The organism is Mumia flava (assembly GCF_002797495.1).
GTDB classification, from domain to species: domain Bacteria; phylum Actinomycetota; class Actinomycetes; order Propionibacteriales; family Nocardioidaceae; genus Mumia; species Mumia flava.
Genome location: NZ_PGEZ01000001.1, coordinates 2,355,395 through 2,379,420 on the forward strand (window position 1 = coordinate 2,355,395; position 24,026 = coordinate 2,379,420).

Annotated in this window: 21 protein-coding genes, 1 pseudogene and 1 riboswitch; of the genes and pseudogenes, 11 read left to right on the forward strand and 11 right to left on the reverse strand. The window is 72.9% G+C overall.

Annotated elements, in window-relative coordinates:
• Window positions 1–3 precede the first annotated feature (3 nt).
• Window positions 4–2,220, forward strand: coding sequence for an MMPL family transporter (locus tag CLV56_RS11155; protein WP_039340026.1), 2,217 nt, complete (start codon window positions 4–6; stop codon window positions 2,218–2,220).
• Between the two features lie 100 nt (window positions 2,221–2,320).
• Here CLV56_RS11155 and CLV56_RS11160 read toward each other — a convergent pair whose 3' ends face one another.
• Together CLV56_RS11160 and CLV56_RS11165 are read right to left on the reverse strand one after the other, a co-directional pair.
• On the reverse strand, window positions 2,321–2,989 hold the full coding sequence (locus CLV56_RS11160) for a hypothetical protein (RefSeq protein ID WP_100414828.1): 669 nt from the start codon (window positions 2,987–2,989) through the stop codon (window positions 2,321–2,323).
• Window positions 2,990–3,000: 11 nt separating this feature from the next.
• A complete protein-coding gene (locus CLV56_RS11165; RefSeq protein ID WP_039340025.1) occupies window positions 3,001–3,993 on the reverse strand; it encodes an NAD(P)/FAD-dependent oxidoreductase in 993 nt (330 codons plus the stop codon).
• 65 nt (window positions 3,994–4,058) lie between these two features.
• Here CLV56_RS11165 and CLV56_RS11170 point away from each other — a divergent pair, with 65 nt between their 5' ends.
• The 4 genes from CLV56_RS11170 to CLV56_RS11185 are packed head-to-tail and all read left to right on the forward strand — an operon-like array spanning window position 4,059 to window position 7,881.
• Window positions 4,059–4,640, forward strand: coding sequence for a helix-turn-helix domain-containing protein (locus CLV56_RS11170; RefSeq protein WP_039340023.1), 582 nt, complete (start codon window positions 4,059–4,061; stop codon window positions 4,638–4,640).
• Window positions 4,641–4,686: 46 nt separating this feature from the next.
• Entirely contained in the window at window positions 4,687–5,514 is an 828-nt protein-coding gene (locus CLV56_RS11175; RefSeq protein WP_039340021.1) for an NAD-dependent protein deacetylase, read from the forward strand.
• A gap of 43 nt (window positions 5,515–5,557) precedes the next feature.
• Window positions 5,558–7,138, forward strand: a complete 1,581-nt coding sequence (locus tag CLV56_RS11180) for a cobyric acid synthase (RefSeq protein WP_100414829.1) — start codon at window positions 5,558–5,560, stop codon at window positions 7,136–7,138.
• The gene (locus CLV56_RS11185) at window positions 7,135–7,881 is read left to right on the forward strand and encodes a cobalt-precorrin-6A reductase (protein WP_039340019.1); all 747 of its coding nucleotides are present in this window, start codon (window positions 7,135–7,137) and stop codon (window positions 7,879–7,881) included. Before CLV56_RS11180 ends, CLV56_RS11185 begins: the two co-directional genes overlap by 4 nt.
• 21 nt (window positions 7,882–7,902) lie before the next feature.
• On the opposite strand, the gene CLV56_RS11190 is transcribed toward CLV56_RS11185, so the two are convergent.
• The 3 genes from CLV56_RS11190 to CLV56_RS11200 all read right to left on the reverse strand — a co-directional run bounded on the left by CLV56_RS11190 (window position 7,903) and on the right by CLV56_RS11200 (window position 10,030).
• Window positions 7,903–8,853: a cobalamin biosynthesis protein gene (locus tag CLV56_RS11190; protein ID WP_039340017.1), complete on the reverse strand. Its 951-nt coding sequence runs from the start codon at window positions 8,851–8,853 to the stop codon at window positions 7,903–7,905.
• A gap of 1 nt (window position 8,854) precedes the next feature.
• The gene (locus CLV56_RS11195) at window positions 8,855–9,691 is read right to left on the reverse strand and encodes a CbtA family protein (RefSeq protein ID WP_100414830.1); all 837 of its coding nucleotides are present in this window, start codon (window positions 9,689–9,691) and stop codon (window positions 8,855–8,857) included.
• 117 nt (window positions 9,692–9,808) lie between these two features.
• Window positions 9,809–10,030: a CbtB domain-containing protein gene (locus tag CLV56_RS11200; RefSeq protein WP_039340016.1), complete on the reverse strand. Its 222-nt coding sequence runs from the start codon at window positions 10,028–10,030 to the stop codon at window positions 9,809–9,811.
• Window positions 10,031–10,536: 506 nt separating this feature from the next.
• Between CLV56_RS11200 and CLV56_RS11205 the strand changes: the two genes are divergently transcribed.
• Complete coding sequence (locus CLV56_RS11205) at window positions 10,537–11,097, forward strand: hypothetical protein (RefSeq protein WP_039340014.1); 561 nt, start codon at window positions 10,537–10,539, stop codon at window positions 11,095–11,097.
• Between the two features lie 204 nt (window positions 11,098–11,301).
• Here the strand turns inward: CLV56_RS11205 and cobBC are convergent, their stop codons facing one another.
• The 3 genes from cobBC to CLV56_RS11220 are packed head-to-tail and all read right to left on the reverse strand — an operon-like array spanning window position 11,302 to window position 16,687.
• Window positions 11,302–13,887 carry a bifunctional hydrogenobyrinic acid a,c-diamide synthase/histidinol phosphate aminotransferase CobBC gene (cobBC, locus tag CLV56_RS11210; RefSeq protein ID WP_039340148.1) on the reverse strand — a complete coding sequence of 862 codons (2,586 nt, stop codon included), beginning with the start codon at window positions 13,885–13,887 and terminating at the stop codon, window positions 11,302–11,304.
• Window positions 13,884–14,498 carry a cob(I)yrinic acid a,c-diamide adenosyltransferase gene (cobO, locus tag CLV56_RS11215; protein WP_039340012.1) on the reverse strand — a complete coding sequence of 205 codons (615 nt, stop codon included), beginning with the start codon at window positions 14,496–14,498 and terminating at the stop codon, window positions 13,884–13,886. Before cobO ends, cobBC begins: the two co-directional genes overlap by 4 nt.
• Window positions 14,498–16,687 carry a VWA domain-containing protein gene (locus tag CLV56_RS11220; protein WP_039340011.1) on the reverse strand — a complete coding sequence of 730 codons (2,190 nt, stop codon included), beginning with the start codon at window positions 16,685–16,687 and terminating at the stop codon, window positions 14,498–14,500. Before CLV56_RS11220 ends, cobO begins: the two co-directional genes overlap by 1 nt.
• Before the next feature lie 42 nt (window positions 16,688–16,729).
• Window positions 16,730–16,926, reverse strand: a riboswitch (cobalamin riboswitch).
• A gap of 63 nt (window positions 16,927–16,989) precedes the next feature.
• Here CLV56_RS11220 and cbiE point away from each other — a divergent pair.
• From cbiE to CLV56_RS11245, 5 genes are all read left to right on the forward strand, one after another.
• Window positions 16,990–18,198 (forward strand): precorrin-6y C5,15-methyltransferase (decarboxylating) subunit CbiE, encoded by a 1,209-nt coding sequence (cbiE, locus tag CLV56_RS11225; RefSeq protein ID WP_039340010.1) that lies wholly within the window; start codon window positions 16,990–16,992, stop codon window positions 18,196–18,198.
• On the forward strand, window positions 18,195–18,971 hold the full coding sequence (gene cobM, locus CLV56_RS11230; RefSeq protein WP_039340147.1) for a precorrin-4 C(11)-methyltransferase: 777 nt from the start codon (window positions 18,195–18,197) through the stop codon (window positions 18,969–18,971). Before cbiE ends, cobM begins: the two co-directional genes overlap by 4 nt.
• Window positions 18,972–19,082: 111 nt before the next feature.
• The gene (locus CLV56_RS11235) at window positions 19,083–19,466 is read left to right on the forward strand and encodes a hypothetical protein (RefSeq protein ID WP_039340009.1); all 384 of its coding nucleotides are present in this window, start codon (window positions 19,083–19,085) and stop codon (window positions 19,464–19,466) included.
• Window positions 19,467–19,516: 50 nt separating this feature from the next.
• Window positions 19,517–20,167, forward strand: a complete 651-nt coding sequence (locus CLV56_RS11240; RefSeq protein ID WP_039340008.1) for an ABC transporter ATP-binding protein — start codon at window positions 19,517–19,519, stop codon at window positions 20,165–20,167.
• A 113-nt stretch (window positions 20,168–20,280) separates the two neighbouring features.
• Window positions 20,281–22,173, forward strand: a complete 1,893-nt coding sequence (locus CLV56_RS11245) for an ABC transporter permease family protein (RefSeq protein WP_157805140.1) — start codon at window positions 20,281–20,283, stop codon at window positions 22,171–22,173.
• A gap of 3 nt (window positions 22,174–22,176) precedes the next feature.
• On the opposite strand, the pseudogene CLV56_RS21240 reads toward CLV56_RS11245, so the two are convergent.
• The 3 genes and pseudogenes from CLV56_RS21240 to CLV56_RS11260 all read right to left on the reverse strand — a co-directional run bounded on the left by CLV56_RS21240 (window position 22,177) and on the right by CLV56_RS11260 (window position 23,761).
• Window positions 22,177–22,502: pseudogene (locus tag CLV56_RS21240) on the reverse strand (type II toxin-antitoxin system PemK/MazF family toxin).
• A complete protein-coding gene (locus CLV56_RS11255; protein ID WP_245857769.1) occupies window positions 22,499–22,654 on the reverse strand; it encodes an antitoxin MazE-like protein in 156 nt (51 codons plus the stop codon). Before CLV56_RS11255 ends, CLV56_RS21240 begins: the two are co-directional and overlap by 4 nt.
• A 141-nt stretch (window positions 22,655–22,795) precedes the next feature.
• The gene (locus tag CLV56_RS11260) at window positions 22,796–23,761 is read right to left on the reverse strand and encodes a ThuA domain-containing protein (protein ID WP_157805141.1); all 966 of its coding nucleotides are present in this window, start codon (window positions 23,759–23,761) and stop codon (window positions 22,796–22,798) included.
• Window positions 23,762–24,026: the final 265 nt, after the last annotated feature.

Consider the following 24,026-nt stretch of genomic DNA (forward strand, 5'->3'; position numbering starts at 1 on the left):
CCCGTGTCCTGGTACCTCTACCGTCTCGGACGGTGGGCGTTCCGCCACCGCAAGAGCGTCCTGGCCGCCTGGCTGGTGTTCCTGGTCCTCGCCGGCACCGGCGCCGCCACGCTGTCCGGCAAGACCTCGGACAACTTCTCGATGCCGGGCCTGGAGTCGGTCGAGGCGTTCGACCTGATGAAGGAGCGCAACCCGCAGGCGGTCGCCGACGGCGCCACCGCCCGGATCGTGTTCGAGGCTCCCGAGGGCTCCCAGGTCACCGATCCCGAGTACGCCCAGGTGATCACGCAGACCGTGGAGGAGATGGCGTCCGAGGAGGGCGTCGTCAACGCGGTGGACCCGTTCGAGGCCCAGCAGGTCTCGCGGGACCAGACCATCGCGTACACCACGATCAGCTACGACACCCAGGCGATCGATCTGTCCTCGGCCCAGGTCGACGCTCTCGAGGAGGCGCCGGAGGCGGGTCGTGACGCGGGCCTGACGGTCGAGGTCGGCGGAGACGCGCTCACCGAGATCCCGGAGACGGGGAGCTCGGAGATCATCGGCATCGTCGTCGCGCTCGTCGTCCTCGTCCTGACGTTCGGCTCGCTGATCGCCGCCGGGATGCCGCTGCTGACGGCGTTGATCGGTGTCGGGATCGGCGTCGCGGGCATCACGACGCTGACCGGGTTCATGTCCCTGGGGTCGACCACCCCGATCCTCGCGACGATGCTCGGCCTCGCGGTCGGGATCGACTACGCCCTGTTCATCGTGTCGCGCTACCGGCACGAGATCGGGATCGGGCGCGAGCCCGAGGAGGCGGCGGGACGCGCCGTCGGGACCGCGGGGACCGCGGTCGTGTTCGCCGGTCTCACGGTCGTGATCGCGCTCGCGGGGCTGTCGGTCGTGAACATCTCGATCCTGACCGAGATGGGGCTCGCCGCCGCGGCCACGGTCGCGATCGCCGTCATCATCGCGATCACGCTCCTGCCGGCGCTGTTCGGCTTCGCGAAGAAGCGGATCGTCAAGGGCAAGATCCCGTTCCTGCGCCAGCACGATCCCGAGCTCGCCGACGAGTCCGACAAGCCGCCGATGGGCCTGCGCTGGGCACGGTTCGTCTCCGGCAAGAAGATCCTCGTGACCGTCGTGGGGATCGCGGTCGCCGCGATCGCGTCGATCCCGGTGCTCTCCCTGGAGGAGTCGCTCCCGGACGACGGTACGGCGCCGACCGACACCACGCAGCGCAAGGCGTACGACCTGATCGCCGAGGGCTTCGGCGCCGGGGCGAACGGACCCCTGCTCGTCGTCGTCGACACCGAGGGCGTCGACGACCCCGAGGCGGCGGTCGGGGCCGCGGCGTCGGCGGTCGAGTCGGTCGACACCGACCTGGCGGCGGTGCTGCCGGGCCAGCCGGCCGGCGAGAACCTTTACACGATCACGGCGATCCCGCAGACCGGGCCCGCCGAGGCCGAGACCCAGAGCCTCGTGGGCGACATCCGCGACGCGGTCGCTCCGGTCGGCGACGACACCGGCGCCGACGTCCTGGTCAGCGGCCAGACCGCGGTGACGGTCGACGTGTCGGAGAAGCTCGCGGACGCGCTGCCGGTCTACCTCGCGCTCGTGGTCGGCCTCGCGTTCCTGCTGCTGATCCTGGTGTTCCGGTCGCTGCTGGTGCCGCTGTCGGCGGTCGTCGGGTTCCTCCTGACCATCGGCATCGCGCTCGGCGCGACGGTCGCGGTCTTCCAGTGGGGCTGGCTGTCGGGCCTCTTCGGGGTCGACACCCCCGGTCCGATCATCAGCATCCTGCCGCTGCTGATGGTGGGCATCCTGTTCGGCCTGGCGATGGACTACCAGATGTTCCTGGTGTCGCGGATGCGTGAGGAGTTCGTCCACCGTGGCGACGCCGCCGACGCCGTCGTGACCGGCTTCAGCCACAGCGCCCGCGTGGTCACCGCAGCCGCGATCATCATGATCTCGGTCTTCGGGAGCTTCATCATCAGCGACGTCGCGATGATCAAGCCGATCGGGTTCGGGCTCGCCTTCGGCATCCTCGCCGACGCGTTCCTGGTCCGGATGACGCTGATCCCGGCGTTCATGGCGATCGTCGGCAAGGCTGCCTGGTGGATCCCGCGCTGGATGGACCGGCTGATCCCGAACCTCGACCTCGAGGGGGACCAGCTGACCAAGCGTCTCGACGCCGAGGCGCGGGCCAAGGAGCCGGAGCCCGCGGCCGCCGGCTGATCCATCCCGACCCGTCCCGACCACGAGGTGGGCGAAACAGGGAGGAGCTCTGCATGCAGAACCTCCCCGTACCGCCCACATCGTGGTCGGGACGGTCAGGTCAGGGTGTGCGGCGGGGGAGCAGGAGGTAGGCGCCGGCGAAGAAGCAGACCGCGCCGAGGAACGTGCCGGTGTTGACGATCGCGATGTTGCCCGGCTTCTGGTCGGTCTCCAGTGCGTACTGCGCCAGCGCGGCGATCATGAAGAAGATCGACCCGAGGTAGTTGAGCGCCGCGATCCACCAGTCGGTGTTGCGCGGCTGCCAGACCCAGACCCGGTGCGCGACGGTGAGCCAGGCGAGGTGGCTCGCGACGAGGAACGCGATCGAGCCGAAGAAGTCGGGCGCCCACACCAGCCGTACGGCCTGGGCGGTGGTGAACGTGGTCGACAGGCCCGCGATCGTGGTCACGTTGAAGAACAGCGTGCCAGCGAACTGCACCACGCACGCCCACCACGCCAGGTCGCGGGGGCGCCACCCCCAGTACGGGCCGCCGCTTCCGTCGGCGCGCCCGTGCGGGTCGCCGGCCAGGACCTGGACGAGCTGGCTGTACGACGCGGCGGTGAAGAACAGTGCACCGACGACGAAGGTCATCCCGAGGGCGCGGTCGTCGACGATCTGCGTGTAGGCCGGGAACGACCCGAGCGCGAACAGCGCCGACCCCACCATGAAGAAGACCGCGACCCGCCACGCCAGGTCGTCGAGATGCCATCCGAGCTCGCGTCGCTGCACGGTCTGGGAGCCTAGTGGACGCTCGGCGACTCCGTGGGCCCGTTGACGCTGCCGGCGACCGCGTCGGCGGTGTCCTCCGTGATCAGGTCCATGTTCATCACCGCACCGGCCATGGTCCCCGCGGCGGCGGACGCGATCACCTGGGCGGTGGGCTCGACCACGTTCCCGGCGGCCCACACCCCGGCGACCGACGTCGCCCCGGTCGGATCGGCCGTGACCTGGGTGCCCACGACCTGGCCGCCGCGTTCGACGACCGCGGTGTCCAGGCCGAGCGCATCGAGCCCGTCGAGCCGGGCCTCGACCCGGGTCGCGACGGCCAGGGCGTCCCGCTCGATCGCTGTGCCGTCGGCGAGCCGGACCGTACGGAGCCGGTCGCCGTCCGCGTCGACGGAGGCGACGGTGCCACGGATCACCGTGACGCTGCGCGCCGCGAGCTGAGCCGACTCCTCGGCGCTCGGCTCGGGCGCGGTGTGCAGGAAGAGCACGACGTCGTCGCTCCACTGGCTCCACAGCAGGGCCTGGTGCACCGACATCGCACCGGAGCCGAGGACGCCGATCCGCTGGTCGCGCACCTCCCAGCCGTGGCAGTAGGGGCAGTGCAGCGCGGTGCGTCCCCAGATCGCGTCGAGTCCGTCGACGTCGGGCAGGCGGTCGACGGCGCCCGACGCGATCAGCAGGCGGCGCGCGGTCACCGGGCGTCCGTCGTCGAGCGTGACCCGGAAGCGCCGGTCGTCGAGGCGTCGTGCCGCCGCGACGGACCCGACGACGAGGTCGACCGCGTACGGCTCGAGGTCGGCGCGTCCCGCAGCGAGAAGCTCGGCCGGGGGCGTTCCGTCCCGGGTGAGGAAGGCGTGGGCCTGCGTCGCGGGTGCGTTGCGGGGTTCGCCGGCGTCGACGACGAGGACCGTACGGCGGGCCCTGCCGAGGGCCAGGGCGCCCGACAGGCCGGCGGCGCCGCCGCCGATCACCACGACGTCGTAGGAGGAGGTGTGTGAGCTGGTCATGTCTCGACGATCCCTCCGACATCACACATTCGCAAGAAACTTTGCCGCCGTGGCAAACTTGCAGGATGGAGGAGTCAGACCCCGTCGCCGCCGTCGCCCCTCGCCTGCGCGCGCTCCGGACCGAGCACGAGCTGACGCTGGCCGAGCTGGGCAGCCGCACGGGCATCTCGGTGAGCACGCTGTCGCGGTTGGAGTCGGGCGCGCGGCGTCCCACGCTCGAGCAGCTGCTGCCCCTCGCCCGGACGTACGAGGTCTCGCTCGACGACCTGGTCGGCACGGCGACCAGCGCCGACCCGCGCGTCGAGCAGCGCCCGTTCACCCGGCACGGGCGGACGTTCGTCCCGCTCAGCCGGACGCTCGACGGGCTCCAGGCCTACAAGCAGACGATCCCGGCCCGACCGGGCCCGATGGAGGACCTCGACCAGGCGACGCACGACGGGTACGAGTGGCTGTACGTGCTGTCGGGCCGCCTTCGCCTCCTGCTCGGCACGCACGACCTCGTGCTCGGACCCGGGGAGGCCGCCGAGTTCGACACGCGGGTGCCGCACGCGATCGCCAACGCCGGACGCGAGCCGGTCGAGCTGCTCAGCCTCTTCGGCCCTCAGGGCGAGCGGATGCACGTGCGGGCCCGGCCGAAGGGCCGCTGAAGCCCACGCTCCGCGCACCTCGCCGGGCCGCGCGTACGCTCGATGCGTGGAGGCTGTCGCAGCAGGTCCGAGCGTGGAGGAGGTCACTGCGCTGCTGCGCCGTGGACGCGTCGTCGTCCTGACCGGCGCCGGGATCTCGACCGACTCCGGGATCCCCGACTACCGCGGACCCACGTCGACTCCCCGCACTCCGATGACCTACCAGGAGTTCGTCCGCACGCGCGAGGCGCAGCAGCGCTACTGGGCCCGGGCGCACGTCGGCTGGCGCCACATGACCGGCGCGGCCCCCAACACCGCGCACCACGCGCTCGTCGCCCTCGAGTCCGCCGGGGTCGTCGACGCCGTCATCACGCAGAACGTCGACGGCCTGCACGAGGCCGCGGGCCAGCGCAGCCTGGTGACGCTGCACGGCCGGATCGCCGACGTGGTCTGCCTCGACTGCCGCGCCCGGATCGCACGGTCGGCCCTGCACGAGCGCCTGGAGGAGATCAACCCCGGCTACGGCGGCGGGGCGTACGCGATCGCACCCGACGGCGACGCGGTGCTGGAGGAGACCTCGGCGTTCCGCGTCGCGGACTGTCCGGGGTGCGGCGGCGTGCTCAAGCCGGACGTCGTGTTCTTCGGCGAGAGCGTGCCGAAGGACCGCGTCGCCCGCTGCCGCGCGCTCGTCGACGAGGCCGCGACGCTGCTGGTGGTGGGGTCCTCCTTGCAGGTGATGTCCGGCCTGCGGTTCGTCCGTCAGGCCGCGAAGGCGGGCACCCCCGTCGTGATCGTCAACCGCGGCCCGACCCGCGGCGACGAGCTCGCGACGCTGCGTCTCGACGCGGGGTGCGCCGAGACGCTGGCACCGCTTGCGGCGGCCCTCGCCGCCTGACTCCGCGATCTGCCCGGCGCGTCCACCCTCGTATCCTGGCGGGGTGTCCGGGAGCCTCTTGATCGCCGCCACGAGCTCCGACGCCGGCAAGTCGGTCGTCACGACCGCGCTGTGCCGGGCGTTCGCTCGACGAGGTCTCTCGGTGGCACCGTTCAAGGCCCAGAACATGTCGAACAACTCGATGGTCACCGCCGCCGGCACCGAGATCGGCCGCGCGCAGTGGGTCCAGGCGCTCGCTGCCGGTGCGGAGCCCGAGGATGCGATGAACCCGGTGCTGCTCAAGCCCGGCTCCGACCGGCGCAGCCACGTCGTCGTGCGAGGGCGCCCGTACGGCACGCTCGGCTCCGGCGAGTTCGCCGGGGGGCGGGCGGCGTTGGCGGAGGCGGCGTTCGCGGCCTACGACGAGCTGCGGGTGCGCTTCGACGTGGTGGTCTGCGAGGGCGCCGGCAGCACCGCCGAGATCAACCTGCGCGACTGGGACTACGTGAACCTCGGCCTCGCGCAGCACGACGCGATCCCGACGGTCGTCGTCGGCGACATCGACCGCGGTGGGGTGTTCGCGGCCCTGTACGGGTCGGTCGCGCTGCTGGAGGAAGAGGACCAGGCGCTCGTGGCCGGGTTCGTGGTCAACAAGTTCCGCGGCGACGTGTCCCTGCTCGCCCCGGGGCTGGACCGGCTGACCGCGCTCACCGGCCGCCCCACGTACGGGGTGCTGCCGCACGAGTCCGGGCTGTGGCTCGACGCCGAGGACGCGGTCGCGCTCGAGGAGCGGCCGCGAGCGTCGTGGACGGGCGGGACCGACCGGTTGCGCGTCGCGGTCGTCGGTCTCCCGCGGATCAGCAACTTCACCGACGTCGACGCGCTCACCCTCGAGCCGGACGTCGACGTGGACTGGGTCCGCGGCCCGGCCGGGATCGGCGACGCCGACCTCGTGGTCGTCCCCGGCACCCGGGCCACGCTCGCGGACCTGCGCTGGCTGCGTACGACCGGGCTCGCGGAGGCGATCGCAGCGCACGCAGAGCGTGGCGGTGCTGTGCTCGGGATCTGCGGCGGGGCCCAGATGCTCGGGCGGGTGATCGCGGATCCCGACGGCACGGAGGGGGAGGCGGCGACCGTGGACGGGCTCGGGCTCGTGGACGCCGCGACGCGGTTCGGGCCGGACAAGGCGCTGCGGCTCGCGGAGGGCCGCTGGTCCGGCGAGGACGTGACGGGGTACGAGATCCACCACGGGCGGCTGTCGGTCCGGAGCGGGGAGGCGTTCCCCGGAGGGGTTCGCGACGGCGCCGCGTACGCGACGATGTGGCACGGGACCCTGGAGTCGGACGGCTTCCGGCGCGCGTTCCTGGCGGCGGTCGCGTCAGGTGTCGGGCGGGACCGGTTCGAGTCCGACCCGTCGGTGTCGTTCGCCTCCGCCCGCCAGGAGCGGATCGACCGCCTCGCCGACGGTGTCGAGAAGCACCTCGACGTCGACGCGCTGCTCGCTCTCGTGCGCGACGGCGTCCCCGCAGGGCTGCCGACGCTCGCCGCCGGTCCGGTGGTCGTGCCTCCGCAGGCACCGCCCGGGTCGGCGGTCGAGCGGGTCGAAGCCCAGCCGGCCGAGACGCCGACGGAGGGACCGGCATGACCGTGCTCCTGCTCGGCGGGACCGCCGAGGCCCGCGCCCTCGCGGGCGCGCTCCGGGACGCCGGCATCGCGGCGACGTCGTCGCTGGCGGGCCGGGTGTCCGATCCGCGCCTCCCGGTCGGCGACGTGCGGGTCGGGGGGTTCGGCGGCGCCGGCGGCCTCGCGGCGTACCTCCGTGAGACCGACGTCGACGCCGTCGTCGACGCGACCCATCCGTTCGCCGTCGGCATCTCCGCGAACGCGGTCGCCGCGAGCGCCCGGACCGGGATCCCGCTGCTGCGCTTCGTGCGGCCCGGCTGGTCCGACCACCCCGACGCCGAGACGTGGACGTGGGTCGCCGACCACGCCGCGGCCGCGCGCACCGCCGCAGGATTGGGATCCCGCGTGCTGATCACCACCGGGCGGCAGGCCCTCGGGATCTTCGTCCCGGTGCTGCGCGAGGCGCCCGTGCTGGCCAGGGTCGTGGACCTTCCGGACCTGGTGCCGCCGCCGAGCTGGGAGATCCGGCGCGACCGCGGGCCGTACGACCTCGACGGCGAGGTGCGGCTCATGCGGGAGCACGGGACCGAGGTGCTGGTGACCAAGGACTCCGGTGGTTCGTACACCGCGGCGAAGCTCGACGCGGCCCGCGAGGTCGGCGCTGCCGTGGTCGTGGTCCGCCGCCCGGCCTGGACCGGCACGGGACCGACGGTCACGTCCGTCGGCGACGCCGTCGCCTGGGCTCGCTCGACCCTCGGGCCCTGAGCGGAGCCCGGCGCTCGCACGTCACGGCCGGCGGCGACGCGCGAGGACGACGGCGACGGCGAGGGAGGCGAGGCCGACCGCGCGCGCGAGCCGGACCGTACGGACGATGTCGCTCGTCTCGACCGCCCTTCCGTCGCCGAGCGTGCCGCGGTCCTCGACCACCCCGGCGTAGACGTTCACCCCACCCAGCCGGACGCCGAGGGCGCCTGCGAACGCGGCCTCGACCGGACCTGCGTTCGGGCTCGGGTGCCGGTGCGCGTCGCGGCGCCACGCGCGTACGGCCGCGGTCGGGTGCCCACCGACGAGCGGGGCAGCGATCGCGGCGAGCAGAGCGCTCAGGCGCGACGGGACCAGGTTGAGCACGTCGTCGAGCCGCGCCGCCGCCCAACCGAACCTGCGGTAGCGGTCGCTGCGGTGCCCGACCATCGCGTCGAGCGTGTTCGCCGCACGGTACGCGAGAAGGCCCGGGACGCCCGCCACGGCGCCCGCGAGCAGGGGTGCGACCACGGCGTCGGAGGTGTTCTCGGCGACCGACTCGACCGTCGCCCGTGCCACCCCGGCAGCATCGAGAGCGGTCGGGTCGCGGCCGACGAGGTGCGTGACCCGCCCGCGAGCCGCATCCAGGTCGCCGGCGGCGAGGTGCGCACGGACGGCTTCGGCCTCGCGTTCGAGCGTTCGGCCGCCGAGCACCGCCCACGTGGCGGCGCCGACGAGCACGGTCCGCGCGCCCGGGCGGGAGACGGTCACGCGCTCGGCGACGACGCCGATCGCGCTGGACGCACCGACCAGCGCCAGGGCGTACGCGATCCCGCGGCGGCGGCGGTCTGCGTGCAGACGACGCTCGACGCTCGCGGCGACCGTCCCGAAGAGCGCGACCGGATGCCCGCGGCGCGGGTCGCCGGCCAGCCGGTCCGCCGCGAAGCCGAGCACCAGCCCGAGGGCCGTGCTCGACGTCGGGCGGGCGACGGGCACGTCAGCGTGCGGTCGAGGTCTCGACCGACGAGGGGTGCGGCTCGACCGGCGACGACCCGGCGGCCGACTGCCGCCGGGCGATGAGCGCGGTCAGGACGAGCGTCGCCGTCGCCCACAGCGCCGCCTGGGTCAGCAGCGACGAGATCCGGAAGCCGTAGAGCACGTCCGCAGAGAAGTCCGCAGGCACCTCCGACTCGCGTGGCAGCACCAGTGCCATCCCCAGGACGACCACGAGGTAGCCGACGCCGGCGATCGTGACCCCGAGGTAGCCGCGGCCAGCGCGGTGCAGCGCCCGGGCGAACGACACCGCGGCGAACGCCGCCACCACCGAGACGAGCAGGACCGAGAAGTACTGCGCCGTGCGCTCGTCGATCGTGTCCCCCGACCCGACCGCGGGTGGGTTCGGCGGGAAGAGCAGCCACGGCACGAGCGCGACGGCCACGAACGCGAGCAACCCGACGAGTGCGGTGCCGGCGAGCGGGCGCAGTGCGCCGAGCCGCCCGACCGCGTACGCCGCGACGATGCCGAGCAGCCCGCCGAACGCGGTGCCGAGCACGAGCAGTCCCGTGAGCAGACCGGTGGTCTCCTGCGTCGTGCGCGTGATGCCGCCCTCCTCGTCGCCGTGGGAGTGCGGCTCCTCCGCGGCCGACCCGTCGGAGGCGTGGTCGTGCGTGTGACCGTCGTCGGCGGCGGCGCTCGAGCCGGCCTCCTCGATCGCGATCGCGTCGCGGACCGCCGGCTCGCCGACGGTGTAGGCGACGGCGAACGCGACGACGCCGGCGACGAGCCCGGCGATCAGTCCGGAGACCAGGAACGTACGAAGTGACAGGACAGGCATGGGAATCCCCTGGGAGGTGGTGAGGACGGGACGACCGACGGCCGCCCGGTCCCGAGAGCAGGGACGGACGTCGGCAGGATCACGACGCGGCGTCGACGGCACGCCGACGCGTCGGCGTCAGTGGCAGGGGAATCCCATGAGGTGACGTGCGTCGTGCACGTACTCGTGGATCGCGGTCCCGGAGAAGAGCGCGGTCGCGCCCTGCTCGGCCCCGACGAAGTACAGCGCGAGGACGGCCAGCAGGCCGAAGAGGATCGCGTACGGGGCGACGCCGCGGGCGGAGACGACCGGGGTGACCGGGGCCTGGGCGGCGAGGGGGGTGCTGACGGACTGAGCCACGGCTCGGACCTCCTGAGGGATGATGCGTCCCTGACGATGGAATGGGTCTCGCCGCCCGCGGGGTCTGACTCGGCTCGCTCTCGCGAGGCCACACAGTAGCGCCACTGTGTCGGATTCTCACCGACTTCCCGTGCGCGGCAGGACGAACCTACCCGGTGCGCGCCGGGTCCGCGAGTGCGGGTCTCGCTCCGTGGTCTCGAACCGTGAGAACGGCCGACCGTTGGGCGACGCCGACCGACCGTTGGGCGATCCGGGCGGATCCGGCGCGCCGTCGTCGCCCGATCGTGACGCAGCATGGTGCGTGGCGCATCTGCACGTCGCGGGTGTTCCGCCCGAGGACGTGGCCTCGACGTCGTCGGGTCCACCTCGGGTTCACGGGGGTGGGGAGCGGCCGTGCCGGGATCCCCGGGACGGTCGCTCCCGCACGTGTCGGGCGGTGTGGCCTGCCCACGTGCCACGATGTCGGGCGTGACGGCATCGAGGCGCACGATCGGTCGGGAGCCCTGATGGGGTGGGCGGACGCGAGCGACGGGTCCGACCCGGATGACATCTGGCGGGTGGAGCGGCCGTGGCGCGAAGCGTGGCCGGTCGTGACGTGGGTGCTCGGTGCGTCCGTCGCGGCTGCGGCCGGGGTCACGCTCGCGATCGTCGCCATGGTCGCGATCCTGCTCGACTCGGTGCTCGAGTCGTACGCCGTGGTGCTCGCGCTGATCGTCGGGCCGCTCGCCCTGGCGCGGGTGTGGCTCTGGACGCGACGGCTCGGTTCCGTCCAGCTCGTGGCGGAGGCGGACGCCCTGACCGTGTGGCACCAGGACGATGCGTACGGGTGGTCCATGATCGCGGAGATCGACGTCATCGGTCCGCGCACCAGCCCGCGATTGCGGCAGCTCGTCGACAGCTCGCCCGGCTTCGGGCAGGTGTCGCTCAAGCCCAGAGCGCTGTGGGGCGACGACGTCGTGGTGACCGTGATGGTGACGCGCCCCGACACGATGGCCGGACTGGTCGACTTCCTGAGCCGGCACGCAGAACCGCGGGGCATCCCCCTGCGGGTGCTCAGTGGTGACTGACCTGCCAGGGCCAGCGCCGCTCGGGCGCCATCGCGGCCCCGGCTGGGCGTCCGCGTCGAGAGCGTCGCGCCGAGACGTAGCGGCCGGATCTCCACAGGGTTGATCTCCACAGGGTTGATCTCCAGCCGTGCTCACGGCGAGACTGCCTACCCCGTTCCGCTGTTCGACGAGTTCCTGCTTCGGAGGGTGCCCGACCGAGTCGGATCAGGCCGGTGCTCCGCGGCTCGGCGCCGCCGCCCGCACGGAGGCGAGGGCCGCGACGAGACCGTGGCTCGTGGCAGGGTCGCGGACGGCGATGCGGACCCAGTCCGGGCCGAGCCCGGGGAAGGTGTCGCAGCGGCGTACCGCGAAGCCGGCCGTGCGCAGGGCCTCTCGCACACCGGTGCCGACGTGCGCGAGCACGAAGGGCGCTGCGTCGCCGTGCACCGCGATCCCGAGCTCGCGCAGACCGTCGACGAGGACAGCACGGTGGCGTACGACGGCGGCCGCGCGCCGCTCCGCCTCGGCGACCGCGTGAGGACTCGAGCACGCGATCATCGCTGCCGCCGCCGGCGCGGAGACCGACCACGGAGGCTGGTGTGGTGCGGCGTCGGAGAGCAGCGTCGCGTCACCGAGGAGGTAGCCTGCCCGGATCCCGGGGATCGACCACGTCTTGGTCAGGCTGCGCACCACGAGCAGGCCGGGCGTACGGGCGCTCGCGAGGCTGTCGCGCTCGCCGGGGACCGCGTCGATGAACGCCTCGTCGACGACGACCACCCGCCCCGGCCGCGCGAGGCTTCGCAGTGTGGGCGCGGGGTGGAGCGTGCCCGTCGGGTTCGTCGGGTTGCCGATGATCACGAGATCAGCGGCCTCGGGGATCCGGGCCGGGTCGAGGGCGAAGTCGTCGGTGTCGGAGAGGATCACCCGGTCGACCTCGTGCCCGGCGGAGCGCAGCGCGGCCTCGGGCTCGGTGAACTGCGGGTGCACGACGACCGGGTGTCGCCACGTGCGCATCCGCGCGACCAGCGTGAACGCCTCCGCGCCGCCGGCGGTCGGCAGCACCTCGTCGACCCCGCGCAGATGACGCGCGGCGATCGCGTCGCGGGCGGCGTCGGCGCTGGGGTAGTCCGTGGAGGCCGTCACGGCGTCGTGCAGGGCGCGATCGAGCCAGCCCGGCCGGGGCTCGCGCGAGACGTTCACGGCGAGGTCGACGAGGTCGGTGCCGCGGACCTCGGCGTCGCCGTGGTGGTGCAGGTTGGCGGCCGGCGTGGGGGGTCTCGATCCTCGCTCCGCTCGGCCTCGACCAGCGGGGGTCGGCGTGGGGGGTCTCGATCCTCGCTCCGCTCGGCCTCGACCAGCGGGGTTGTCCTTCGTCGACGCGCGAGCCGAGCGAGTCTCCCCGTTCGTCGAGGCGCGAGCGGAGCGAGCGATCGAGACGCCGCCCGCCCGCACCGCCTCGGCGAACCGCGCGACCGCGCCCGGCGTACCCGCCGTGTGCGTGTGGAGGTACGACGCGTGCACCGTCGCGTACCCGACCCGGGCCGGATCGAGGCTGAAGCCGTCGGGCCGGCCGTCGAGCAGCCAGGCCGGCTGCTCGCCCGCCGCCGGGGCGACCGTGGTCCGGTGGAACTCGTGCCCACGGACCCGTCCGCCGGCCGGTGCGAGGAGCGTCTCCTGGGGCGCGATCGCCGTGCGGTACGCGAGGGTGAGCCGTGGCGCCATCCCCGCCCGGGCCGCGATCGCGCCGGTCATCGGAGTGCCGTCGAGCCGGCCGGTGAGGTAGAGCAGCCCGGCGCACTCCGCGATCGTCGGCACCCCGCTGCGGACCGCGTCGCGCACGGCAGCCCGCAGCGGTGTGTTCGCCCCGAGTGCCGACGCGTGCACCTCGGGGAACCCGCCGCCGAGGTAGAGGCCTGCGGTCCCGTCGGGCAGCGCCTCGTCCCGCAGCGGGTCGAACGTCACGGGCTCGAGGCCGGCGGCGCGGAACGTCTCGACGGCCTCGGCGTAGCGGAACGTGAACGCGCGACCCCCGGCGACCGCGACCACGGGGCGCGGCGCACCCGCCCGTACGTCCTCGTCGGCCGGCGGCGACCACGGTTGGTCCGCCAGGTCCGGTGCCGTTCGCGCGATCCGCAGAACCGCCTCGAGGTCGACCCGCTCGGCCACCTGCGCGGCGAGTCGGTGCACCGACGCCTCCGCATCGGCGCGTTCCTCGGCCGGCACCAGCCCGAGGTGGCGCGAGGGCGCGACCACTCCGTCGTCTCGTCCGATCACCCCCAGCACGTCGATCCCGGTGACCTCCAGTGCACGGCGGACCTCGTCGGAGTGCCGCTGCGAGCCTGCCTTGTTGAGGACCACACCCGCGATCCGGACCGCCGGGTCGAACGCCGCGAGGCCGGCGACGGTCGCGGCGATCGTGCGGGACGCATGGGAGATGTCGACGACGAGGATCACCGGCGCGCCGATCGCCGCAGCGACGTGCGCCGTCGACGCGTACCCGTCGGTGCCGATCTGCCCGTCGTAGAGCCCCATCACCCCTTCGACCACCGCGACGTCGGCCGGCGTGGGCGTCGACGCGCCGTGCAGGAGCAGCGGGACGAGACGGTCGTCGCCGACCAGGTGGGGATCGAGGTTGCGTCCGGGGCGCCCGGTAGCGAGAGCGTGGTAGCCGGGGTCGATGTAGTCGGGGCCGACCTTGTGCGCGGACACCGTGTGGCCGGCCCTGCGCAGCGCGGCCATGAGCCCGGTCGCGATCGTCGTCTTGCCGTGACCGGAGGCCGGCGCGGCGACGACGAGCCGGGGCAGCCTCACCACTCGATCCCCCGCTGGCCCTTCTGGCCGACGTCCATCGGGTGCTTGACCTTGGTCATCTCGGTGACGAGGTCGGCAGACTCGACGAGCCGGTGGTGGGCTCGTCGTCCCGTGATGACGACGTGCTGGCGCCCGGGTCGGGTGCGCAACGTGTCGACGACGTCCTCGACGTCGATCCAGCCCCACCCGATCGGGTACGTCAGCTCGTCGAGGACGTACAGGTCGTGCTGCTCGGCGGTGATCCGTCGCTTGATCTCGGCCCAGCCCTCGGCTGCCGCGGCCGCGTGGTCCTCGGACGTCCCGGCCTTGCGCGACCACGACCAGCCGGCGCCCATGGCGTGCCACTCGACCGGACCGCCGACCCCGGTCTCGCGGTGCACGGCGGCGAGCTGCTCGAGCGCGCTCTGCTCGCCGATCCGCCACTTCGCGGACTTGACGAACTGGAACACGGCGACGGACCACCCCTGGTTCCATGCGCGCAGCGCGAGGCCGAAGGCCGCCGTCGACTTCCCCTTGCCGTCGCCGGTGTGGACCATCACGAGCGGGCGGTTGCGCCGCTGCCGCGTGGTCAGTCCGTCGTCCGGCACCACGCTCGGCTGCCCCTGCGGCATCAGGCCACCCTCCCCGTACCGTCCACGATTCGTCGACTTGCGGCGGGATCCGTGCGCCTTGATCCCGCCCGAACTCGACGAATCGTGGACGTGAGGGTGGAGGCGGCGACCTCGCCGATCGGCACGTGGTCGGCGCGCAGATCCGTGGCGAGGTCGGCGGCCAGGCCGAGGCGCAGCGCGCCCGACTCGCAGTCGAGCACGACCGTACGGATGCCGGCGGCAGCCACGTCCCGCGCTGCGGCCGACGCTCGGCCGAGGGCGTCCGGACCGGCGGTCGCGCGTCCGTCCGTGACGACGACCAGCAGCGGGCGGCGGTCGGGATCGCGGCGCGACGCCCGTTCGATCACGGCGACGGACTCGCGCAGCCCTTCGGCCAGCGGCGTACGCCCTCCTGTCGGCACCGCGTCGAGTCGCGCAGCGGCGACGTCGACCGAGCCCGTCGGCGGGAGCACGAGCTCGGCACCCGGCCCGCGGAACGTCACGAGCCCGACGCGGTCGCGGCGCTGGTAGGCGTCGAGAAGCAGCGACAGCACCGCCGTCTTGACCTGCTCCATCCGGCGACGTGCCCCCATCGACCCGGACGCGTCGACGCACAGGAGCACGAGGTTGCCCTCGCGTCCCTCGCGGACCGCGAACCTGAGGTCGCTCGGGCGCAGGCGCACGGCCGAGCCGGTGCTGCGTCCGCGGGCCTGCTGGTGCGGTGCGGCGGCGCGGAGCGTGGCCAGCAGGTGCACCGGACCGCTCTCGGAGGGCGTCGCGCGACGGGACCCGACCGTACGGCCGCGGTCGGTCCGCGCGCGGGACCGGCGCCCGTCGGCACCGGCGCCGGTGCCGGTCAGGGAGAACAACCGCGGACGGTACGCCGGGCCGGCGGCGACCGGCGTCGCTGCGGGCGGGCCCGGGTCGGGGGTGGTCTCGACAGGGTCGACCGACGACGTGGGCGGCTCGACCGACGCGGTGGGCGGCTCGACCGACGACGTGGGCGGGTCGACCGACGACGTGGGCGGGTCGGTCGAGGAGCCGGTCGTCGGGGGCGGGTCCGCGGGGGAGTCGCCGGCGGAGCTCTGCGGAGGCTCGCCCCCGCCGCCAGGCCCGTCGCCGTCGCCGTCGCCGTCGCTGTCGCCGTCGTCCGGACCGGGAGCGGGCGGCGGTTCGGGCGGCTGCTCGTCTCCGAGCAGCTCGTCGAGCAGGTCCTCGTCGATCCCGGGAGCATCGAACGGGTTGCGCCGGATGCGGTGCGCGATCGCGAGCCGGGCAGCCGCCCGTACGTCCTCACGCGCGACCGTGTCGCCGCCCCGCCACGCGGCGTGCGCCCGGGCGGCCTGGGCGGTCACGAGGTCGGCGCGCATCCCGTCGACGTCGAACCCGGCGCACACCCGCGCGACCACGAGCAGCATCGCGTCGTCGAGCCGGACCGCGCCGAGCCGTGCCCGCGCGTCGGCGATCCGGGCCGCGAGCTCCCGCTCCGCACCGCCATGGTCGGCGAGGAACGCGGCCGGGTCCGCCTCGTAGGCCAGCCGACGGCGGACGACCTCGACCCGCGTGCGCGGGTCGCGCGGCGCCGCGACCTCGGCGGACAGCCCGAACCGGTCCAACAGCTGCGGGCGGAGCTCCCCCTCCTCGGGGTTCATGGTGCCGACGAGCACGAACCGCGACGCGTGGGTCACCGACACACCCTCGCGCTCGACGCGGGTACGGCCGGTCGCGGCCGCGTCCAGCAGCACGTCGACGAGGTGGTCGCCGAGCAGGTTCGCCTCGTCCACGTAGAGCACCCCACGGTGCGCCGACGCCAGCAGACCCGGCTCGAACTCCGCAACCCCGTCGGCCAGGGCGCGACCGAGGTGCAGCGAGCCGACGACCCGGTCCTCGCTGGCCGCGACGGGCAGCTCGACGAGCCGCGCCGGGCGGTCCGTGCGCACAGCGGAGGGGGCGTGCGGACCGTCCGGGCACCCGGGATCGGGCGAGACCGGGTCGCAGGAGAACCGGCACCCGTCCACGACCGCCACGTCCGGCAGCAGCGCGGTCAGCGCACGCACGGTGGTCGTCTTCGCGGTGCCTTTCTCGCCCCGGACGAGCACACCGCCGAGCTCGGGCGCGATCGCTGCCAGCACGAGGGCGAGCGTCATGTCCTCGGCGCCGACGACGGCGGAGAACGGATAGTGAGGGGTCGACGTCACGGCGGACGGCATCGCTGGGCTCCCGCAGGTTCGTGGTCGCTCGCGCGACCGGGTTCGCGAGGCCGGTCTTCGGACTTCCTGCCATGCCGCTCGGTCGCCTTCCCGGGCCGGAGCCCAGTGGCTGCGCGCACGCCGTACGGCGGGTCGCGCGTGACCGAGGACGGACAGGTCACCGCAGCGGGTCCTGTGCCGGATTCTCACCGGCTTCCCTGATTCTCCCCGTGCGCCGCAGCGCGTGGGGCACCTCGCATCCTTGCCGCCGCCACCCTAGCCCGACGCGAGCGCGGATGACAGGCGCGGTACGGTCAGCGACCATGCGAGGCATCACCGTGGTCGGCGTCGGTGCGGACGGGTTGGACGGACTCACCCCCGCCGTACGCGGTCGCGTCCTCGAGTCCGAGGTGGTGATCGGTGGGGAGCGCCACCTCGCGATGCTGCCGCCGATCGACCGTCAGATCCGGGTCGGGTGGCCCACGCCGCTGATGCCGGGCCTGCGCGGTCTGCTCGCGGCGCACGCGGACCGGGGTCTGGTCGTGCTGGCCTCGGGTGACCCGCTGCTCTCCGGCATCGGGACCGCTCTCGTACGGATGCTCGGGGCGGACGCCGTCGACGTCCTGCCGGCGGTGTCGTCGGAGACGCTGGCGCGTGCGCGGATGGGCTGGTCGGCCGAGGACACCGCCCTGGTCACGCTCGTCGGGCGCGATCCGCGTCGGGTCGTCGCCTGGCTCGCGCCGCGCCGGCGGCTCGTGGTGCTGTCGAGCGACGAGACCACGCCGGCTCGGGTCGCCGACCTGCTCGTCGCCGCGGGCTACGGCGACAGCGCGCTGAGCGTCCTCGGCGACCTCGGCGCTGCCGGCGAGTCGCGCGTCGACACGACCGCCGCGACCTGGGGAGACCGGGCCGCGCCCCGGCTGAACGTCGTCTGCATCGAGTGCGCCGCCGGACCGGAGACGCCTCCGTACGGGAGCGTCCCCGGGCTGCCCGACGACGCGTACGACAGCGACGGTCTGGTCACCAAGCGGGACGTCCGTGCCTCGGCCGTCGCCCGGCTGGTCCCGGCTCCGGGCCACGTGCTCTGGGACGTCGGGGCGGGCGCCGGCTCGATCGGGATCGAGTGGATGCGCGCCGCCGTCGGAGCCAAGGCGGTCGCGATCGAGCCGGACCCGCTGCGCGCGCAACGCTGCCGCGACAACGCGGCGTGGCTCGGCGTACCTGACCTCGAGGTCGTCGTCGGGACCGCACCGGGCGCACTGGGGGACCTGAAGCTGCGTCCGGACGCGGTCTTCGTCGGTGGCGGGGCCAGCGTCCCCGGTGTCCTCGAGGAGGCGTGGGCCCAGCTGCGCAGCGGAGGTCGGTTCGTCGCGCACGCGGTGACCGTGGAGTCGGAGGACGCGCTGCTGCGGATGTTCCGTGAGCACGGGGGCGAGATGGTGCGGCTGTCGGTCGAGCGGCTCGAGCCGCTCGGCACGCTCACAGGCTGGAAGCCGGCACGCGCGGTCACGCAGTGGAGCGCGATCCGGTGAACCGGCCCGACGCGGGACCCGGCACCGTTCACGTCGTCGGCGCCGGTCCCGGGGCCGCTGACCTGCTGACGGTGCGGGCCGTCCGGCTGATCGAGCGTGCGGACGTCGTCGTGTACGCGGGCACGTACCTCGACGACGCGACGCTCGCGACGGCACGCGACGACGCGGAGCTGGTCGACTCCCAGCACCTCGACCTGGACGAGATCACCGAGGTCCTCGCGACCGCCGCTCGCGCGGGCCGCGAGGTCGTACGGCTCTGCTCCGGAGACCCGTCGGTGTACTCCGCGATGGCCGAGCAGACCGCGCGGCTCGACGCGGCAGGCGTGGCGTGGGACGTGTGCCCGGGGGTGCCCGCGTACTCTGCGGCGGCCGCGATCCTGGGGGCCGAGCTGACCGTGCCGGAGGTTGCGCAGACGGTCGTGCTGACCCGGGCGCAGGCGCGGTCGACGGCGATGCCGCCGGGGGAGACGCTCGCGGCCTACGCGGCGACCGGCGCGACGCTCGTGCTGCACCTCGCGATCACACGGACGCGCGCGATCGCCGACGAGCTGGCGGCGTTCTACGGATCCGACTGCCCGGTCGCGGTGGTGTTCCGGGCGTCGCAGGCGGAGGAGCTCGTGCTGCGCGGGACGCTCGGGTCGATCGCGGACGCGGTGGAGTCCGCAGCCCTGCGGCAGGCGGCGGTGATCCTCGTCGGGCCGGCGCTCGGGGTCGCCGGGAGCGGGCCGCTGGTCTGCGAGTCGCACCTGTACGACCCGGCGCGGCAGCGCTGACCCGCTCGCGCACTACCCTGGCTGGTAACCGACATTGAAACCTAGCGTTAAGAAGGCGTGGGATGAATCGCACGCGAGTCGTACTGGGGGGTCACGCTGGCCCTGATCCTCGTGCTGGTCGGTACAGCAGCTGCTTCGGCCGCAAGTACCGGATGGAAGGCGGTCAAACAGGGCAACGGTCAGGCAGAAGCGAAGTTCGTCGGCTACAAGAAGTGGTACAGCCGGAACGATCATCACGGCGGATTTCGCATCAAGGGGCAGCTCAAGGACCTGAAGAACAATGACCGGGCCGTCAAGTTCCAGATCAAGGTTGTCGGGTACAGCCCGAAGGTGTACAACGCTCCGGAAGATGCGAACCGGACCATCCCTGACCGGATCCACCATGACCCGGCCATGACGATCACTCCTTGCGCTCGGATCCAGACGTGCGAGCGCAACGTCGGGCCCGACGACTGTTCGGCGTGGCGCAAGTACAGCAACCCGTACTACGACTGATGGCGACGCTCGCGCCGCAAGGTCCTGCGGCTCCTGCGGGATCGACGTGCTTGGCCGTCACCGACGTGCATCACCAGTACACGAGCGAGCCGGTGCTCCGGGGCATCGACCTTGCGGTGGCACCCGGGGAGCGTGTCGCACTCATGGGGCCCAGCGGGTGCGGAAAGTCGACGCTGCTGTTGGTGGCGGCTGGGATCCTTGTCCCGACCGCCGGCTCGGTCTCGGTCTGCGGTGAGCTCATCTCCGGGCTCGGGTCGGACGAGCGGGCTGCCGTCCGGCGGCGAAGGGTCGGCTTCGTCTTCCAGTTCGGGGAGCTGGTGGCCGAGCTGTCCCTCCGTGACAACGTCGCGCTCGCGGCTGAGCTGGCGGGAGCTCCGCGGCGGGAGGCCCTGCGGGACGCCGATGGCATTCTCGATCGCGTCGGCCTGCTCGCGCTCGGTCGCCGAAAGCCAGGCGAGGTGAGCGGAGGGCAAGCCCAACGAAGCGCGGTCGCACGAGCCCTGGTCCACCGTCCGAGCCTGGTGCTCGCCGACGAACCGACAGGGGCGCTTGATCGCGAGAACGCGGCTGCCGTTCTCGATCTGATGGTGGAACTGGTCGCCGAACGCGATGCGGCCCTGCTCGTCGCGACCCACGACGATGCAACAGCTGATCGCTGTGACCGTGTCGTCGGGATCATCGATGGCGCGGTCGACCGGTGAGTCGGCCTCGGATCGACGACGTGCGGCTGGTGGCGAGGATCGTTCTGCGGACCTGGCGTCCGCGCTCCAGGCACGAGTGGGGGACGATCGGATGGGCGTTCGCCGGGTCGGCGATGATCGTGGTCGCCGCAGCGCTCGTGCTGGCCCAGCTCGCATCCTACGGAGCGCGTTCGGCGGTACTCGAGTCGCGGAGCCCGGTCTGGACGGACGGCGAAGGACCGTGGGTCAACGAGGCGTCGCTGGACGTCGGCACCGGTGAGCTGGTGCTTGTGCACCTCGGCCCGCGCGACCCCGTGGTCGGGCTGCCCCCAGGCGTCGATCGGTGGCCCGGGGCGGGCGAGGTCATCGCGTCTCCCGCCGTTACGAGAGAGCGTGACTCGAACGTCTATCTCGCGGAGCTGGTGCGAGGCGTGGTCATCGGAGACATCGCCGCTGACGGCCTTCGCGACCCGGACGAGCGGCTGGCGTACGTCGGGGCGACCGAGCACGAGATCCGTGAGCTGGGTGGCGTTCGGATCTCGGGCTTCGGGGGTACGAGTGGCCAGGTCGAGGATCTGAGCGCGGGGGAGCGGCGCATGGTTGCGCTCTGGGGACTCGTGATCCTGCTCGCCGGGATCGCAGCGCTGGTCCTCGTCCTGGGGCGTCTGGCCGCCGCCGGGAAGCAGCGGCGATACGCCGTTCTGCGACTCCTTGGCGCGCCCGAGCGCTCCGTCGTGCTGGTGACCGGGATCTCGACGATGCTGGCGTCCACACTCGGGGGCATGGTGGGCATCGTGCTCGCGGGACCCGTGATCCGCATGAGCGGGTCTGTGCCGTTTGTCCCGCTCAGCCGCTGGCCGGTCGACCTCGCGGCTCTGCTGCCTGCGCTGGCCGCAGTAGCGGCCCTTGTCGGAGCGGCGACCGGCACGTTCGCCGCTCGCAGCGCAGCCGGAGACCCGTGGAGGGTGCGCCGTCGTGGTGCGGATCGACGCCTGTCATCGTGGCGCCTGCTCCCTCTCGCGTCTGCGGCACTGGTCGTCGGTGCGCTCGCTGCGGCCCAGCAGGCTCGAGTCGGCTCGGGGGCAGCCACACCCATGAGTGGAGTATGGCTGCTCGTCGGCGGGATCCTCCTTGCCTGGTGGGGATTGATCCTCAGTGGTCCCGTTCTCGTACGGGGGGCTGCAGCGCTCGGACGCCGTGGACCGTTGAGCATCCGTGTCGCGGCCGCGCGCACGGATCACCACGCTCGCGCGACGTCGCGGCTCGCGGCGGCCCTTGTCACCCTCATGCTGGTCGTGGGCGTAGCGGGCGGCGCCATCGCTGGGGCGACGGACGACGGGACCGATGGGTGGCGCTTGATCGAGCTTGATTCGCCGGACGCCTATTCGGATCCCGCCGCGTTGCGCCGAGCCGTTGCCGCAGCGCTCGGAGCCCGGGGCGTCGAGGAGGCGTGGGTGACACGCGCGAACACCCGAGATCGGCGTCTGCTCTCGGCAGACGGCGTTCGTTCGGACGACTTCGGCTACACGTTCGTCGTCGCTGACGAGGCACTCTCCGGCACCGCCGCCGCCATCGTCGAAGAGCTGCCGCAGGCAGCCGGATCGCTGATCGCCGGCTATCCAGCCGGCGAGCGACGGACCGCGATGACCAGCGCGGTCACCATCCTCGCCCTGATGCTGTGCTTGATGCTGCTCACGGTCGCACTCGGCCTCTCGGTCGCCGCGATGCAGGCGGAACGAGAGGATGCGGATCGCGCGCTCTTGGCTTCTGGGATGGGGCGGTCGCGGCTCCGTTCCGTCCGCGGTGCGGAGGTCGTCCTCGCGACACTGCCGGGTCCTCTCGCGGCCGCTGCGATCGGCAGCCTCGTCGCGGTCGCGGCGGCCTGTGTCGACGATGTCGCAGTGCCGGTACCGTCAGCGGTGCTGATCGGGCTTGCGTGCGCACCGCTTGCCTGCGCGTTCGCGCTCGCGGGTGTCGCAGCGCTGCTGACGCCGAGGGCGGCGGAAGTCGCTCGGCGACGGGAATGAGTCTCAGTCGGCGACGCCGAGGAAGGTGAGCACCGACCGCTCCACCTCGACCATGAGCGCCGCCGGCAGGCGGCCGACGCGCGTCTGCACGCTCGTGCGTCGCACGGTCGTGATCTTGTCCACCATGATCCAGCTCGGCTCACGGATCCCTGTCGTCGTGGTGGCGGGACTGCGGTCCGGAGCAGCGGAGCGTCGACCGGCGTGGTCGTCAACGGGGCGACGGTGACGGAGTCCGTCGCATCGAACCGGTCGTCCTGGAGGATCAGGGCTGGTCTCGGCTTGGACGCGTCGACACCTCCGGCCACGGTCCAGAGCTCTCCGCGATTCACTCGTCCCGGGTGTCCGAGACGGCCTCGACGAAGTCCAGGTCGTCGCTCGTCTGGGCTGCGCGTGCCACGGCAGCCGCCTGACGGTGCGCCTCCGCGGTGAAAGCCTCGGAGTGCACGTCGGGAAGCCAGATCTGCACCGGACGGCGTTCCATGTAACGCATGGGCGATGGAGCCGGTCTCCACAGGAGGTGGCCGGCGGTCCCCTCTGCTCGCACAGCACTGGGGGCGAGGTGCCTCGACGCACCCCGCCCCCAGCGGGCCGTACGGATCAGCCGATCGCAGCGATCAGGTGATCAGGAGCGGCAGAACTTCTCGATCCCCATCGCGCTGAGGATGCCGTTGACCACGTGGTCCTGGAAGTACTCGTCGCCCTCCATCTCCTCGTCGGTCCACGCCGCGGTGTCGTGACCCAGGGTGGTGAGCCACGCCTTGCCGCCGTCGTAGTAGTGGCACCAGCTGACCGGGTGGCCCTTGGGGTGGCCCGGGTGGCCGGAGTCGCGCTCCGGCGTCACGCTGGTCTCGGAGTCGACCTCGGCGAGCACGTTGACGTAGCTCGGGAACGGCACGAGGTTGTACCACTCGTCGGTGAACGTCCACTCGCGCGGCAGGTTCTTCGTCGAAACGTCCTTGCGGTTGACGGTCTCGACCGTGCCCTCGCGGTTCGGGCGGTGGTCGAAGAAGTTCGCACCGCCGAGCAGACCCTCGTACCAGGGCCAGTGGTACTCGGCGCCGAACGCGTTGTGGATGCCGACGAAGCCGCCGCCGGCCCGGACGAACTGCTTGAGCGAGGTCTGGGCCGTGTCGTCGTACGCGTCGCGGTTCGCGCTCAAGGAGATGAACGCGTTGTATCCGCGGATGCGCGACAGCTGGCTGACGTCCTCGGTGTAGTCGACCTCGATCCCCTCGGCCTCGAGCCAGGCCTTCAGGTTGGACTGGGCGACGTTGGTCTCGTTCAGCGGCGGGTTCATCCCGGGCTCGAGCCGGTCGCCGAGGTGCGCGTGACGCGGTCCGGGGGTGTAGCTGTAGATCAGGACGCGCTTGGTCTCGCCCTCCTCCCAGCCGTTGCCCCAGTCGTTGTAGAGCTTCGACGAGGTGCCGCGCTCGACGCCGTAGTCGGTGATGCCGTCCGTGTAGATGTTCTCCGCCGTACGCGACTCACCTCGGTCGTTGCCCCAGCCCCAGCCGTTGCCGTGCCCGGTGACGGCGGCTGCGCCGCTCGCTCCCAGGACAAGCGTTGCCGCGATGGCCGGGATGCTCAACCCTCTGAGTTTCATGCTCGTTCCTCGATTCCACTAGGTGGACCGTGAAGGCCATTTCCGTGCGGTCACTGTAACCACGGTCACACGGCTCGGCAAGGGGTTCGCGACGTACGGCTGTCAGAACTAGCAGCCTGTGAGTTGATTTCGGGAGGGTTGCCACGCTGCGTCGCTCGCACTACGGTCAAGTCACCAGTCGGTTCAAATGGACCGCTAGATGGTTCACGCCGACAGGCTCGCTCGCGAGTCGCGGGCGAGACGGACGGAC